Source organism: Nocardia spumae, from assembly GCF_020733635.1.
Taxonomy (GTDB): Bacteria; Actinomycetota; Actinomycetes; order Mycobacteriales; family Mycobacteriaceae; genus Nocardia; species Nocardia spumae.
Map to the genome: position 1 here is coordinate 5,491,269 of NZ_JAJFZL010000001.1, position 14,182 is coordinate 5,505,450.

Consider the following 14,182-nt stretch of genomic DNA (forward strand, 5'->3'; position numbering starts at 1 on the left):
CCCATGGCGCACGCACAATTCGACCCCACCGCTCGTCAGGCTCTCGCCGTGTCCGCCGTCGAAGCCAAGATCGCCAAGGACCTCACCTGGGAGCAGATCGCCGAGACGGCAGGCTATTCCACGGCTTTCGTCACCGCCGCGGTCCTCGGCCAGCACGCACTGCCGGAGCAGTCCGCCCGCGCCGTCGCCGAACTACTCGGTCTCGGCGACGGCGCGGCCACGCTGCTGCAGACCATCCCGACTCGCGGATCGATTCCGGGCGGCGTACCGACCGATCCGACGATCTACCGGTTCTACGAGATGCTGCAGGTGTACGGCACGACGCTCAAGGCGCTCGTCCACGAGCAGTTCGGCGACGGCATCATCAGCGCGATCAACTTCACCCTCGACGTGCGCAAGGTCCCCGATCCCGAGGGCGGCGAGCGCGCCGTGATCACCCTCGACGGCAAATACCTGCCGACCCGGCCCTTCTGACGGCAGCCTTCCACCCGAAGACCGATTCGTAAGGAGCACTATGGATTTCGCGCAGCACACCATCGATCTCGCCCGCCGCAACGTCGAGGAGGGCGGGCGGCCGTTCGCGACGGTGATCGCGTCCGGCGGCGAAATTCTCGCCGAAAGCCCGAATCTGGTCGCGCAGACCAGCGATCCGACGGCCCACGCCGAGATTCTCGCCATCCGGGCGGCCTGCACCGCACTGGGCACCGAACATCTCACCGACGCCACCATCTACATCCTGGCGCTGCCCTGCCCGATGTGCCTGGGCGCGCTGTACTACTGCTCACCCGCCGAGGTGGTCTTCCTGACCACCCGCGAGGCCTACGCCCCGCACTATGTGGACGATCGGAAGTACTTCGAACTCAACACCTTCTACGACGAATTCGCCAAGCCGTGGGATCAGCGCCGGTTGCCGATGCGGCACGAGTCCCGCGCCGAGGCCGTCGACGTCTACCGCCGCTGGCAGGAGCGCAACAACGGCGAACGACGCGTTCCCGGCGTTCCGACCGCCGGGTAGTCCGGCCGGCGCGCGTGCGAACGCGGGATGAACATCCGACATCACATTCCGAACGAGAAACCAACGGGTTCAGCGATTTTGGCCCATTGCAGTTCACCATCACGGAAATCTCCGTTCACGGCGGCGGATTAGCGTTCTCGGGTGTTCCGGGGACTGTCGAACAGCCCCGATGATGTGCTGCGACGCACCGCCGGCGTGGTCACGTTCCCTTGTGGTGGTCACGTTCGGTGCGCGCACCGGCGCGCAAACGAAACAGGATGCGGTGGTGGACATCTGGTTCCCGGCTCGACACGTCTGCACACGCCCGCTCTCGACCCGGCGTCGCCGCCGGCTCGCGGCGGTGCTGTCCGTCGTTTTCGCCATGTTCGTCTTCCCGGGTCTGCTCGGCGCGGCGGCCGTGGCCGACAGCGGCGGTCACACGACCGGCTCCTCGGTCGGCAGCTCACTGGAGTGGACACATCTGACGGACTCGTCGAACGTCCCGCTCTCCAGCTATCTGTTCGCGACCGACCACGGCGGCCTCCTGCACCCGGGCAATACCGCGGTGTCGACGGTGCTGGGACTCGAGTTCGCGGGCTGGAAGATCCTGGTGATCACGGCGATCTGGCTGATCGGATACACGCTGAGTTTCCGGTGGCTCGATATCTTCGCCAAGGCGCTGAACGGTGTGGCACACAGCCTTTCCGGGCAAATCGCCACACCGATGATGCTGGTCACGGCCGCGGCGATCGGGGCCTTCTGTGTCGCCTGGTTCGTCGTGCGCGGCTTTCATTCCAAGGCCACGGTGCAAGTGGTGACAATGCTGGCCGTGGCGGTGATCGGCCCGTTCTTTCTCGCCGAACCGCTGGCGGATGTGTTGTCACAGGACGGATTGCTCGCGAAGGGACGCGATCTCGGCATCTCGGTCGCGGCCGGGCTGGACGGACAGCCCGGCGCCGACCCGGACCACATGGTGGCGTCGATGCAGACGACACTGGCCGACAACTTCGCGCGTCGTCCGCTGCAGGTGTGGAATTTCGGGCATATCGTCGACGAGCGCGCCGCCTGCCGGACCGCATGGTCGACGGCGGTCTCCTCCGGTAGTGAGGATCGGGTCAAACGCGGGATCGCCGGGTGCGGCGATCGGGCCGCACACGAGTCGGTCGACAATCCGAGCTTCGAACAGGTAGGCACCGGGTTGTTGCTGCTGATATCCGGGACGATCCTGCTGGCTTTCGGCGCCGTGCTGGCACTCAAGGTATTACGGGCCGCGCTCGACACGGTCTACCACGGGTTGATGTCGATCTTCGGTTTCGCGGCCGGTGGGTTCATCTACGGGCCGACCCAAACATTCCTGATCCGCAACCTGGTCGACGGATTCGTCGCCGCGGCGCGGATGACCGCCTTCACGATCTTCCTGGGCGTCTACGTACTGATCCTGCACGATCTGTTCCGGCTGGCGGGCGGCCAGGTGACGATCGTATTCCTGCTCGGCGCGCTGGTGGAGATCATCGCGATCCTGCAACTGCGCAAGCTCGGCGCCGCTTTCGATCGTGGCAACGAGTGGATCGCCAACCGGTTCGCATTGACCGTGCAGGGCCAGGGCGGCCGCGCCGCGAGTTCCGGCGGCGGGCACGCACTCGGTATGGGCGAGATGAGCGCCAAGCACACGGTGCACACGAGTCTGCTGCCCGCGCTCGCCGCGGTGAGCACTGTCAGCAATTCACCTGTGACGGAATGGTTGTGGGGCCGGACCCGGTCACCGCTGCGTCCGTTCTCGCGCACAGAGCGCGCGGCGCAGCTGGCGCAGTGGCGGTTCTGGGGCACACCCGGTGTCGGCGGCGAGTTCGGATCCTATGCCCAGTCCTATATGCATCGCCGGCTGTACACGGTGGCCGCCCGTCGCGCGGCCGAGGCCGCCGGCGGGGTGAACACCGTACGCGGCGCCGCCGCCGCACTACAGGGATTGGAGGACGTCGGCGGTAAGACCTCGGATGCGTGGGCGGCACTCACCGCCGCGGGGTTCCGCGACGAGGACATCAAATTCAATGCCATTCGCTCGTGGAGCATCGTCGACGGGAACGCCGACGACTGGACCCTCGCGGACAAGCACCTCGGCCATGTGGTGGCGGCGGTGCAGCGCGCCCAGGACTCGTCGTCGCGTCTCATCGGCGGCGGAGGCGATCCTACGGAGGTCGCCGCGGATCTGGCCACCCTGCAGGCGGCGGCGTTCCGCTATCAGCGCGCCAATCCGGCCGTCACCCTCGACGGCGGGCCGGGCGGCGCGCAGCACCGGTTCGTCACCGATTACCTGAACGCTCCGACCGAGGCGAAAATTCAAGCACTGCAACGACTCAACAACGGCGACCTGTCCGCAGCCACCGGAACGCTGACCGGAATGACCCAGACCGAGGCCGCCCGGATGATGCAATGGATCGGCAACGAACACGCCCAGCGCGCCCTCACGGCCGTGGACGCGGTCCTGGCCGACCCGTCGGAACCGGAACTACTGCGCACTGCCCGCCGGGTGATCTCGGATGCGGCGAATACCGATCAGTGGGCGGCCGGCTCCAAGCGCACTCCGTGGAATTCGCTCTCCCCGCCCAGGCGCAATCAGCCCCGCGCGCGCCGACGGCCGGAGTTCGCCCCGGTGGGTTCGTTGTTGAACAGCTGACAGCAACCGACTCGGCCGCTCCCCGGCTCCTGTCGGCGCGCAACGGATCCCGTCGCACACCGGTGCGGCCCACCGCTCGTTCCGGCGCGGCGACGGTCGTCGTCGACAGCCCCGAACGGCAGTGTCGTACGTCACTTCGACGGCACTTGCAGATACCCCCAGGGGGTATTAGTTTCTTGGGTGTCGAAGCACAGCAGGATCGGAAGGCCCCAGCGATGACCACCCAGACCCATACCAATCACCATGGCGCACACGGAGATAACGCCGGTCGCCAGCACCACACCGGACACGGCGAGCACATCGCACCCGAGGCGCACGCCGGTCACGGAGACCACGGCGCGCACGGAGACCACGGCGCGCACGGCGGCGGGCTGCCGGGCGGCCTGCAGATCACCCAGGACGGCTACACACTCGCCCTCGCGGAGCCGGTCGTCACCCCGGGTGAGATCGACTTCCGGTTCCGGATTCTCGGCCCCGACGGCGCGCCGGTGACCGACTACACCGCCATCCACGATCGCCGGCTACATCTGATCGTGGCGCGACGGGAACTGACCGGGTTCTGGCATGTGCACCCCGAACTCGCCGCCGACGGCACCTGGGCCGTCCGGCTGAATCTCCCGGAAGCGGGCGCCTACCGGGTCTTCACCGATATCGCCCCGCGCGCACTCGGCGCGACCATCACCCTCGGCGCGGATCTCGCCGTGGCGGGCGCGTACGAACCCCGGCCGGTCCCGGCCGCCGAACGCACCGCGACCGTGGACGGATACACCGTGACCCTCGACGGCGATCTCGTTCCCGGTGAGGGCAGACTGCTGACCCTCACCGTCCACAAGGACGGCCGGCCGGTGACCGACCTGCAGCCCTATCTCGCGGCCTACGGCCATCTGGTGATCCTGCGGGCAGGCGATCTGGCCTATGTGCACGTTCATCCGAACGGCGAACCGGGCGACGGCGTCACCGCCCCCGGCCCGGAGGTCACCTTCCACACCGCGGTCCCCGGCCCCGGAACCTACCGCCTGTTCCTCGATTTCCAGCACGCCGACGTCGTCCGCACCGCCGCGTTCACCCTGGCCACCGTCTGATCGGGCCGGCCGGGAGACGGACGGGGAACCACGGTTCGGATACGGTGGTCGGCGGCTCACCGCATCCGAGGAAAGGCACTCCACCCATGGGCACCAGCTGGCTTCGTCGCCTCTCCCCCGCCTCGGAGAGCGCGGCTCATACCCTGGTGTGCTTTCCGCACGCCGGCGGCTCCGCGATCTCGATGGGCGCACTGGCCAGAAGTCTGGGGCCGGAGTACGAGGTTTTCGCCGTCCAGTACCCGGGACGACAGGACCGCAGGCACGAACCGCTCGTGCACACCATCGCCGGTCTCGTCGACGGCCTGTTTCCCGAATTGCTGGACACCATCCGGGCGGCGGACGAATTCTCCCTCTTCGGTCACAGCATGGGTTCGGTCGTGGCGTTCGAGGCGTGCCGGCGGCTCGAACGGGAATCGGCGCCGGCCGCGACGACACTTTTCGCCTCCGGCCGGCGTGCGCCGTCGTGGCGGCGGCCGGCGGACCGGACGGCCGTCCACACCCTCGGCGATCGCGAACTGTGTGACCATCTGCTGAGCTTCGGCGGCACCCCGGCGGCATTGCTCGACGATCCGGAATTCCGGGCGCTGATCCTCTCGGTCACCAGGAACGACTATCGCGCGATCGAGACCTACGAATGCACGTCCGATGCCGTCGTGGCATGCCCGCTGGTCGCCCTGACGGGTGATCGCGACCCCGACGCGAGTCCCACCGATATCGAGGCGTGGCACGCGCACACCGCCGGGAACTTCGCCGCGACATCCTTTCCGGGCGGTCACTTCTTCATCGACGCGAACGCGCGCGCCGTCGCGGAGCTGATCCGCGAACACAGCTCGGCGCTGTCGAGATAGCCGGAACCACCACCGGCCCTGTCGCGGTGGCGAACAGGGCCGGGAGGCGGCGGACGGTACCGACAGGCTCAGCCCGCCGCGCTGAGCCGGTCCAGCGTGGCCGCGGTCTCGGCGATCAGCTCGACCGTCGAATCCAGTTGCCGCTCGGTATGTTCCGAGGTGAGGAAGAAGCGCAGGCGCTCCTTGCCCACCGGGACGGTCGGGGCCACGATGGCGCCGGCGTAGATGCCCTCCCGGAGCAGGGTGGCGGAGACGAAACCGGCGTGCGTCTCGCCCGGGATGATGACCGGGCAGATCGGTGTCCGCTGGGAATCACCGAGGTCCATACCGCGCTCGCGCAGGGCCCCGTGGAAACGTCTCGTATTGTCCCACAGGCGAGTCAGCCGATCCGGCTCATCGGCCAGCACATCCAGGCCCGCCAGGGCCGCCGCGATCGCCGACGGTGCGGGCGCGCCGGTGAGCATCGCGATCCCCGGGGCGCTCGACTTCATCGCCCCGATCAGATCGGCGTCACCGGCGAGGAAACCGCCGCAACTGCCCAGGGCCTTGGACAGCGTGCCCATCCAGATGTCGACATCGGCGCCCGCCATCGCGTAGTGCTCGCGGATACCGTGACCGCCCGCGCCGAACACACCGAACGAATGCGCCTCGTCGACCATGACCGCGCAGTCGTACTCCCTGGCGACAGCGGCCAGTTCGGCGACGCGACCGACGGTGCCGTCCATGCTGTAGTGGCCCTCGAGCACCACCAGCGCGCGGTCGAATCCCGATCGTGACGTGCGCAGTACCGCGCGCAGCGATTCCGGATCGTTGTGCCGGAAGTTGATCCGGCGGCACCCCGCCCACTGCGTGCCCGAGACCACGCTGCCGTGAATCAGCGTGTCGCAGAACGCGACATCACCCGCGCCGAGCAGATATCCGATGACACCCGCATTGGTGAGGTAGCCGCTGGTGGTGACCATCGCATCACCGACATCGTAGATCCCGGCCAGACGCTGTTCGATTTCCTGGTAGAGCGGGATCTCGCCGCCGACGATCCGGCTCGCCGACGCGGAGGCGCCGTACTCGTCCAATGCCGCGGTGGCGGCCGCCACCACCCGGGGATGGCTGGCCAGCCCCAGATAGTTGTAGGCGCTGAAGTTGATCAGTTCACCGGCGGCGGACCGAATGACGTGGTCGTTCGGGCTGCTTCGCGGCAGGAAGTACGGACTGGGCAGGCCGGACTGCTCGGTCAGCGCGGCGATCGTCGCGCGCTGCGCCGCGGCCGCGACCACCCCGGGATGATCGGCGAACTGTTTACCGGGGCCGCGCACGGCGCGATCCGGCCGCGGTGCGGTGGCAGCGCGCGCGGCAGTGGGGGCGGCACCTGTGCCGACCGCGCCGCGGCCCCGGGCCCCGTTGCCCTCGCCGGCCGGACTCTCGGTGCTGGACAGCAGTTTCCGGGCCAGGTCCCGAGCCGACTCGCTCATGCCACCACCTCGGCCACCGATTCCACCCCGTCCTCGCCGACCAGCGCCGCGGCGACCTTCGCCCCGGCCTGCTGCAGGGTGAACGTACGGCCGAGCTGTACCGAGGTCAGGTCGACGCCCAGATTCTTGGTGACCAACGCGGAGAATTCCACGGTCATCAGCGAATCGAGACCGATCTCCGGCACCGGCACCGTCAGGTCGATCGACTCCGCGGCCACGCCCATCACCGTCGCCAACTGCTCGGCGAGCATGTGCGCCACGACCTCGTTGCGCTTGCCCACCTCCAATTCCCGCAGGGCCGCGGCCAATTGGGCCGATGCCGAATCGTCCTGGGCGGAAGCGGCGATGACCGCCTCGACCCGTCCGGTCGCGGCGAACAGGCCGTTGGCCGAGACGACCTTGTTCCAGTCGATCGGAACGATGTCGACATGGTGGTGCAGGCCGAGTCGCAGTGCGGCTTCGAGATACTCGGGCCCCTCGTCCATCTCGATGGTGTCGAAACCGGTATTGAGCAGATAGCGGGTCATGGTGTCGGTGCCGATCATTCCCGCGCCGTGCATATGGCCCCAGCCGATGGCCAGCGCGGTGCCGCCCGAGCGCACGATCTCGTCGGCCAGCACATTGAGCGTCAGATTCGCCGCGGTGTAGGTGTACTGTCCGGGGCCGCCGAAGATCGCACTGCCGGAGGAGAACAGCACGAGCATATCCGGGGTGGCGCCGGCCGCCGCGAGGCCGCCGACCAGTGCGCGAGCACCGGCCACCTTGGGGGTGACGACCTTGACGAGGCTGTCGTAGTCGAAGACGCTGACGAGTTTGTCGTCGAGGACGCCCGCGGCGTGGAACACCCCGCGCAGCGGATGGTCGGCGGTATGCGCCCGCGCGATCATCGCGGTGACGGCCTCCTGGTCCGCGATGTCGACCCGTTCGGCGACGACGTCGATGCCCATGTCCTGCCAGGCCCGCAACTGTGCCCGGGCCGCTTCGGTTTTCGCTCCGCCGCGGCCCACCAGGGTCAGCCGGCGCGCGCCCTTGCCAACCAGCCAGCGTCCGACGGCCAGACCGAAGCCACCGAAACCACCGGTGATGAGGTACCGAGCCTCCGGCACGACCGTGACCTCGCCGAGCGCGGGCCGGACCAGCGGTGCCGCCTCGGTGAAGTCCAGGACCACGCGCCCGATCTTGGTGGAGCGCGCGACCTCCTCGAAGGCCTTCCCCACCTCGGCGGTACCGTAGCGCTCGTACGGCAGTGCGGTGTATTCGCCCGCGTACACCTTGTGGGTGATGCTCTCCAGCGCCTTCATCGATTCGGCGGTCTTCTTCGCCAGCATCCGGTCCATGTCGATGGAGTGATACGACACGTTCTTCTCGAAGTGCCGAAGGTCCAGGACCCCGCCGGAGTAGCTGTCGGTCTTGCCGACCTCCACGATCCGTCCGAATTCGGCGACGGCGTCGAAGTTCTTGCGCAGCAGATCACCCGGGGTCGTGCTGATCACGACGTCCGCCCCGCGCCCGCCGGTGAGCGCCAGCACCTCCTCCGCGAAGTTCAGCGACCGCGAGTTCAGCGCATGGTCGGCGCCCTGGGCGAGCACGTAGTCGCGGCGCTCGGCCGTGCCGGCGGTCCCGATGACGGTGGCGCCGTGGAGTTTCGCGATCTGCACGGCGGCCGAGCCGACACCGCCGGCCGCGCCGTGCACCAGCACCGTCTCGCCCGCGCGCACCCGGACCAGTTCCAGCAGCGAGTGCTCGGCGCTGAAGAAGGCCGTCGCGTTGCTGCAGATTCCGATATCACTGTCGGCGGGGATACCGAACGCCATGGCGGCGTCCACGGTGTTGTAGCGCCGGATCATCCCGCGCGTGCAGATGTTCACCCTGTCACCGACCGCGAAGCTCTCCACGCCCGGTCCGACCCGCACCACTTCACCGAGGCCCTCCATACCCGGTTCGAGGCCGTAGTAGGTTTCGCCCAATTCCCGCTCGGTGAGCACACCCATGACCTTCATCGGGTCCTTGAAGTTCAGGGCGATCGAGATGGTGCGGATCTCGATCTCGCCGGGGCCGGGTTCCCGCCGCGCGCAACGCCGCCAGGCGAGCTGTGAGAGCACCCGGGTCTTGGGGATCTCCAGCGCGAAGTTGGCTTCCGGATCCTCCAGCGGCGCGGCCTGGTCGAGGGCGTCGAGGCGGCCCTCGAGGGTTCTGCCGACCACCGGCACCCAGCGCAGGCCGTCGCGCAGGTACACCTCGTCGGCATGGTCGTAGGTGAACGCGCCCGGGATGGCGAGTTCCGCGGCCAGGTCGGCGAGTTCGGTCCGCGGGTCGATATCGACCAGACGCCAGCGGAGCACGGACTGTTCGTTGAGCAGGACCCGTCGCGCACCGGCCAGCGGGGTGTGCCGCGAGTTCGGCAGCTGATCGCCGTCCGGATGCGCGAAGGCCCGTTCGGTGATGACGGTGGCGTGGATGCTGCCGTCTCCGGTCATCGCGCGTTCGCCGGTCTCGCCGTGCCGTTCATCGTCGTATTCGTGCAGTGTCAGTGCCAGCCTGCGCAGGGTCCACAGGTTGGTCAGGTCATCGTATTCGTCGCCGGCGACGATCACGACCTGCAGCCGGTCGGTATGCGGGTCGGTGCCGCGAAGCTGTTGCGCGAAAGCGGCTTCCAGATCGGCACGGGACGGGTCGCCCACGGCGAAGCTGGAGTTCGAGGGTGTCAGCGCGGCGATGGCGGCTGCCCGCGCACTCGGCTCCGAGCCGAGGGTGACGACCAGGGTGTGGACATCGTCGGCCGGTGGCAGCGCCGTGGTGTCCACGGGATCGCGCAGTTCCCAGGTGGTTTCGTAGAAGAAGTCGGTCATCCGTTGCAGCGCACTGCGACCCGGGTCGATCGCGCCCAGCCGTAGGCCCACGATCTGCATGAGCACCTGCCCGTGCGCGTCGAGCAGGTCGTAATCGATGATCAGCGCGTCCGGATCCTTCATGCGAGTCACGACGGTCACCGCGGCGGGCAGCGGCGCGAACACCCGCACCCCGTCGACCGCGACCGGCACCATCGCGCTGCCGTTGCGGCCGACACCCATCCGCAGGGCCGCGACGCTCTGCAGCGCGGCGTCCACGACACCCGGGTGCACGAGGTGTCCGGACCCGGCGGCGATCGACCCGTCCAGGACACCCACCACGGTGCTGCCGGATACCCGCAACGAGGTGAACCGCCGGAAGGCGGGACCGTACCGCAGTCCGCTCTCCTCCAGTGCGGTGTACACCGATTCGGCGTCCACGGGGAGCGATTCGCCGGCGGGGGGCATCGTCACCCGCTCCGGCGGATCGTAGACCCCGTCCACCAGGCGGCCGGTGGCGTTGACGGTCCACAGGTCCGAGTCGGCCGGCCGGGAGCGAATGGTGAACCGCCGGGTCGACTCCTCGACCCGCAGCTCGACCACCGGTACGTCACCGTCCGCGATGACGAGCGGGGCCAGGAAGCGCACGTCCTCCACCGCCACCCGCGCGGTTCCCCACTGATCGGTGCGCGCCGCGGCGGCGCTGAGTGCCGCGTCCAGATACGCGGCGCCGGGCAGGATCCGGGCGCCGCCCACCACGTGGTCGTCGAGCCACGGCAACGCCGCGACACTCAGCTGTGTCCGCCACACGTGCTGGGGTTCGGCCAGATCGGGGTCGCCGAGCATCGCGTAGGAGCCGTCCGTACCGTGGCGGGCCTGCGCGAACGCGGGCCGCACCGTGCGCAGCCGGCTGCGCTGCCACGGATAGCGGGGCAGCGGAATATGGGGTGTGGGCCCGGCGTGCGCGGAGGCGAACAGCGCGGCGATGTCGAGTACGCCCGCGGTATAGAGTCCGGCGATCAACTGCCGCACGCTCACACTGTCGTCCTGTTTGCGGTTGAGGGTGGCGATCGTGGCGCCGGTCTCCCCCGCGCCGATCAGGATCTCGCGAATGTTGGCGCCCAGCACCGGATGCGGGCCGACCTCGACGAAGATGCGGCTGCCCGCGCCGATCAGTGCGGCGGTGGCGTCGGCGAACCGCACCGGCCGCCGGACGTTGCGGCACCAGTATTCGGCATCCCAATCCGGGCCGGTCACCTCGGCGCCGGTCACGGTCGAGAACAGTGGAACGGCCGGCTCGACCGGCTTCAGATCGGCCAGGGCGGAACGCAATTCATCGAGAATCGGCTCCATCAGGTAGCTGTGGTAGGGCACCTCGACCTGCAGTCGCCGGGCGAAAATGCCCTCGGTGGCCAGCTTTTCGGCGATCTCGTCGAGCCGCCGCTCCTCGCCCGCGAGGGTCACCCCGCTCGGACTGTTGATCGCGGCGATGTCGACCAGCTCGTCACCGGACAGCAGTTCCCGCGCCGCCTGCTCGGAGACGCCGACGGCCAGCATTCCGCCGGAACCCGCCGTGGTGGCCTGCAATCGGGCCCGGTGGTAGGCGACGGTGAGGGCGTCGCGCAGCGACAGCATCCCGGTGACGTAGGCGGCGGCGACCTCGCCGACACTGTGCCCGACCACCGCGGCCGGCTCGATGCCGTACTCGGTCAGCAAGGCGTACAGCGCCACCTGCACCAGGAAGTTGGCGGGCTGCGCCACCGCGGTGGTGGTGACCCGGGACTCCTCCTCGGGTTTCAGTAGTTCCTCGATGATGGACCAGCCGGCGATCTCGGTGAACACCGTGTCGATCTTCTTCGCCTCGGCGGCGAAAGCGCCGTCGACGCTGAGCAATTCGCGGCCCATCGCCCAGTGCTGGGGTCCCATACCGGTGAACACGAACACCGGCTCGGCGACCTCACGCGGAATCACCTTGCCCGTCCGGCCGTCACCGTTCGCGAAGTCGACCAGGCCGCGGACCAATTCGACCTCGTCGCCGAAGGTGATCCCGGCGCGGACCGTACTGTGCTGACGCCGCGTCCAGGCCGCCTCGGCCAGCAGTGCGGGGTCCGCGCCGTCGGCGATCCGCTCGGCGAACCGCTGTGCCAGCTCACGCACGGCCGTCTCGGTCCGGCCCGACAACGGCAGCACTCCGAAATGCGCCGCCGTATGCGGGGCGCCGGTGGCGGAGCGGTGTTCGGTGAGGATCGCGTGAGCGTTCGTCCCGCCGAATCCGAATCCGTTCACCGCGATCGTCATACGCTCCTCGGGCGGTACGGGACGCGCTTCGAGCTGTAGTACCAGGTTGAATTCGGCGAACGGGATATCCGGATTGGGGGTGTCCAGCCACCCCTGCGGGGCGATGGTCCGATGCGAGATGGCCAGCGCCGACTTGATGACGCTCGCGATGCCCGACGCGGCCTCGGTGTGCCCGATCTGCGCCTTCACCGACCCGACCCCCAGCGGTTCGGTACGCCCGTCGACCGCGCCGTAGGCCCGGCCGATCGCCCGCAGTTCCAGGGGGTCGCCGACCGGAGTGCCGGTGCCGTGCGCCTCCACGTAGGTCACTTCGTGCGCCGCGATGCCCGCCCGCGCGGTGACCGATTTGGCCAAGGCCTCCTGCAGATCCGCGTTCGGCACGGTGATGGCGGTGGTGCGACCGTCCTGATTCGATCCGGTCCCCTTCACCACCGCGTAGACGCGGTCGCCGTCGCGTTCGGCATCGGCCAGCTTCTTCAGTACCACGACGCCCGCGCCCTCGCCGCGCCCGTATCCGTCGGCGGCCGCGTCGAACGGTTTGCTGCGCCCGTCGGCGGACAGGAAGCCGCCCTTGCACATGGAGACGAAGGATTCCGGCGCGGTCATCACCGTGACGCCGCCGGCCAGGGCCATCTCGCAGTCGCCGTCGACGATCGCGCGGCAGGCCAGGTGAAAGGCCACCAGCGACGAGGAGCACGCCGTGTCGACGGTGATCGCGGGCCCGACCATATTGAGCGCGTAGGCGATTCGGTTGGAGATCATCGTGTAGGAGGCGCCCGCGGCGCTGTGCATGTCCACATGGGCCAGCGCCGCCGCACCCTCCGGGTTGATCCCGTGGTCCATGGTGAACACGCCCATGTAGACGCCGACCGGCGCACCGCCGACCCGGCCTCCGACTCCCGCGTCGTCCAGCGCCTCCCACGACACCTCGAGCGCGAGGCGCTGCTGCGGATCCAGCGTGGCGGCCTCGCGCGGGGAAATGCCGAAGAAGTCGGGATCGAATTCCCAGGGGTCGCCCGTCATGAACGCGGCTCGCTTGGTGTACGCGCGGCCCGGCGCGCGGCGATCCGGGTCGTAGTAACGGCGGTGGTCCCACCGATCGGCGGGGATATCGACGACCCCGTCCCGCTTGTTCAGCACGAACTCCCAAAAGGATTCGGGGGATTCGATACCGCCCGCATAACGGCAGCCGATACCGACGATGGCAATGTCAGACACTGGTACTCCTCGGAAACTCTGATCGAACTGTGGCCTTCCGGAGAAGGACCGTGCGCGACAACGGAATCCACCCGCTGCCCGCGGTGCGCACTGATTAGGGTGCGCTGAATGTCTCAGGTGGCGTCGGCGGTAACCGCCGGGCGCAGGACGAAATTCACCTCGGGTCCTTTGCGGCCGAGCCTGGTCTTGGTGACGAATTCGCCGCCGAACGCCTCGTAGAAGGGCAGGTTGGCGTCCTTGCAGATACCGCCGACCGTGGCGCCGTGTTCGTCGGCGTCCGCGACCGCCCAGGACGCGAGGGTCATCCCCACCCCCGAGGTCTGCCATTCCGGCTCACAGGCGAGATAGACCAGCATGCTGTGCGGCTGCGGCGGGGATACCCGGGCGATGGCGGCGTCGACGTCCATGCCGCGACGCGTCGCGCTGCCCATGGCCTTCAGCAGCAGCGGACCAGAAATCATCTCCCGCCACAGCGACGTCCGATAGCCGGGCGGATACCACAGCAGCGCGGCGACGATCCGGTCGTCGACGGTGGCCACTGCCGCACCGTCGGCGGGCAGGAACCGGTACTTGATCATGAGGCGCACCATCTCCGGGGCCCGCCGATGGCGCTCCGCGGGATCCGGGAAGATGTATTCCTCGATCGGGTCGTCGACGTCGAACGCCCGCGCGACGACCAGGGCCATTTCCTCGATATCGTGCTCGGTAGCCCGGCGGACAACCGGTGTGGCCGACTGATTCAACGCTCGTACCCTAACGCTCTCTCGTGCC

The 14,182-nt window shown here is 68.7% G+C and carries 8 protein-coding genes; 5 read left to right on the top strand and 3 right to left on the bottom strand.

Going from position 1 to position 14,182, the window contains the following annotated elements:
- Positions 1–3 precede the first annotated feature (3 nt).
- From cynS to LKD76_RS24605, 5 genes are all read left to right on the top strand, one after another.
- Complete coding sequence (gene cynS / locus LKD76_RS24585; RefSeq protein WP_227983790.1) at positions 4–474, top strand: cyanase; 471 nt, start codon at positions 4–6, stop codon at positions 472–474.
- Between the two features lie 40 nt (positions 475–514).
- A complete protein-coding gene (locus tag LKD76_RS24590) occupies positions 515–1,015 on the top strand; it encodes a nucleoside deaminase (RefSeq protein ID WP_227983791.1) in 501 nt (166 codons plus the stop codon).
- A gap of 211 nt (positions 1,016–1,226) precedes the next feature.
- Complete coding sequence (locus LKD76_RS24595; protein ID WP_227983792.1) at positions 1,227–3,668, top strand: hypothetical protein; 2,442 nt, start codon at positions 1,227–1,229, stop codon at positions 3,666–3,668.
- 215 nt (positions 3,669–3,883) lie between these two features.
- The gene (locus LKD76_RS24600) at positions 3,884–4,750 is read left to right on the top strand and encodes a DUF8832 domain-containing protein (protein WP_227983793.1); all 867 of its coding nucleotides are present in this window, start codon (positions 3,884–3,886) and stop codon (positions 4,748–4,750) included.
- Positions 4,751–4,836: 86 nt separating this feature from the next.
- Positions 4,837–5,598, top strand: coding sequence for a thioesterase II family protein (locus tag LKD76_RS24605; RefSeq protein WP_227983794.1), 762 nt, complete (start codon positions 4,837–4,839; stop codon positions 5,596–5,598).
- Positions 5,599–5,666: 68 nt separating this feature from the next.
- Here LKD76_RS24605 and LKD76_RS24610 read toward each other — a convergent pair whose 3' ends face one another.
- The 3 genes from LKD76_RS24610 to LKD76_RS24620 all read right to left on the bottom strand — a co-directional run bounded on the left by LKD76_RS24610 (position 5,667) and on the right by LKD76_RS24620 (position 14,154).
- Positions 5,667–7,067: an aminotransferase class I/II-fold pyridoxal phosphate-dependent enzyme gene (locus tag LKD76_RS24610; RefSeq protein ID WP_227983795.1), complete on the bottom strand. Its 1,401-nt coding sequence runs from the start codon at positions 7,065–7,067 to the stop codon at positions 5,667–5,669.
- Positions 7,064–13,411: a type I polyketide synthase gene (locus tag LKD76_RS24615; protein WP_227983796.1), complete on the bottom strand. Its 6,348-nt coding sequence runs from the start codon at positions 13,409–13,411 to the stop codon at positions 7,064–7,066. The genes LKD76_RS24610 and LKD76_RS24615 overlap by 4 nt, the downstream gene beginning before the upstream one ends.
- 113 nt (positions 13,412–13,524) lie before the next feature.
- Positions 13,525–14,154 (bottom strand): GNAT family N-acetyltransferase, encoded by a 630-nt coding sequence (locus LKD76_RS24620; RefSeq protein WP_227983797.1) that lies wholly within the window; start codon positions 14,152–14,154, stop codon positions 13,525–13,527.
- Between the last annotated feature and the right edge of the window lie 28 nt (positions 14,155–14,182).

Bases quoted from the DNA above. Each gene is read 5' to 3' on its own strand.
- LKD76_RS24605 (WP_227983794.1), top strand. From the start codon at position 4,837: ATGGGCACCAGCTGGCTTCGTCGCCTCTCCCCCGCCTCGGAGAGCGCG.
- LKD76_RS24610 (WP_227983795.1), bottom strand. From the start codon at position 7,067: ATGAGCGAGTCGGCTCGGGACCTGGCCCGGAAACTGCTGTCCAGCACC.
- cynS (WP_227983790.1), top strand. From the start codon at position 4: ATGGCGCACGCACAATTCGACCCCACCGCTCGTCAGGCTCTCGCCGTG.
- LKD76_RS24600 (WP_227983793.1), top strand. From the start codon at position 3,884: ATGACCACCCAGACCCATACCAATCACCATGGCGCACACGGAGATAAC.
- LKD76_RS24590 (WP_227983791.1), top strand. From the start codon at position 515: ATGGATTTCGCGCAGCACACCATCGATCTCGCCCGCCGCAACGTCGAG.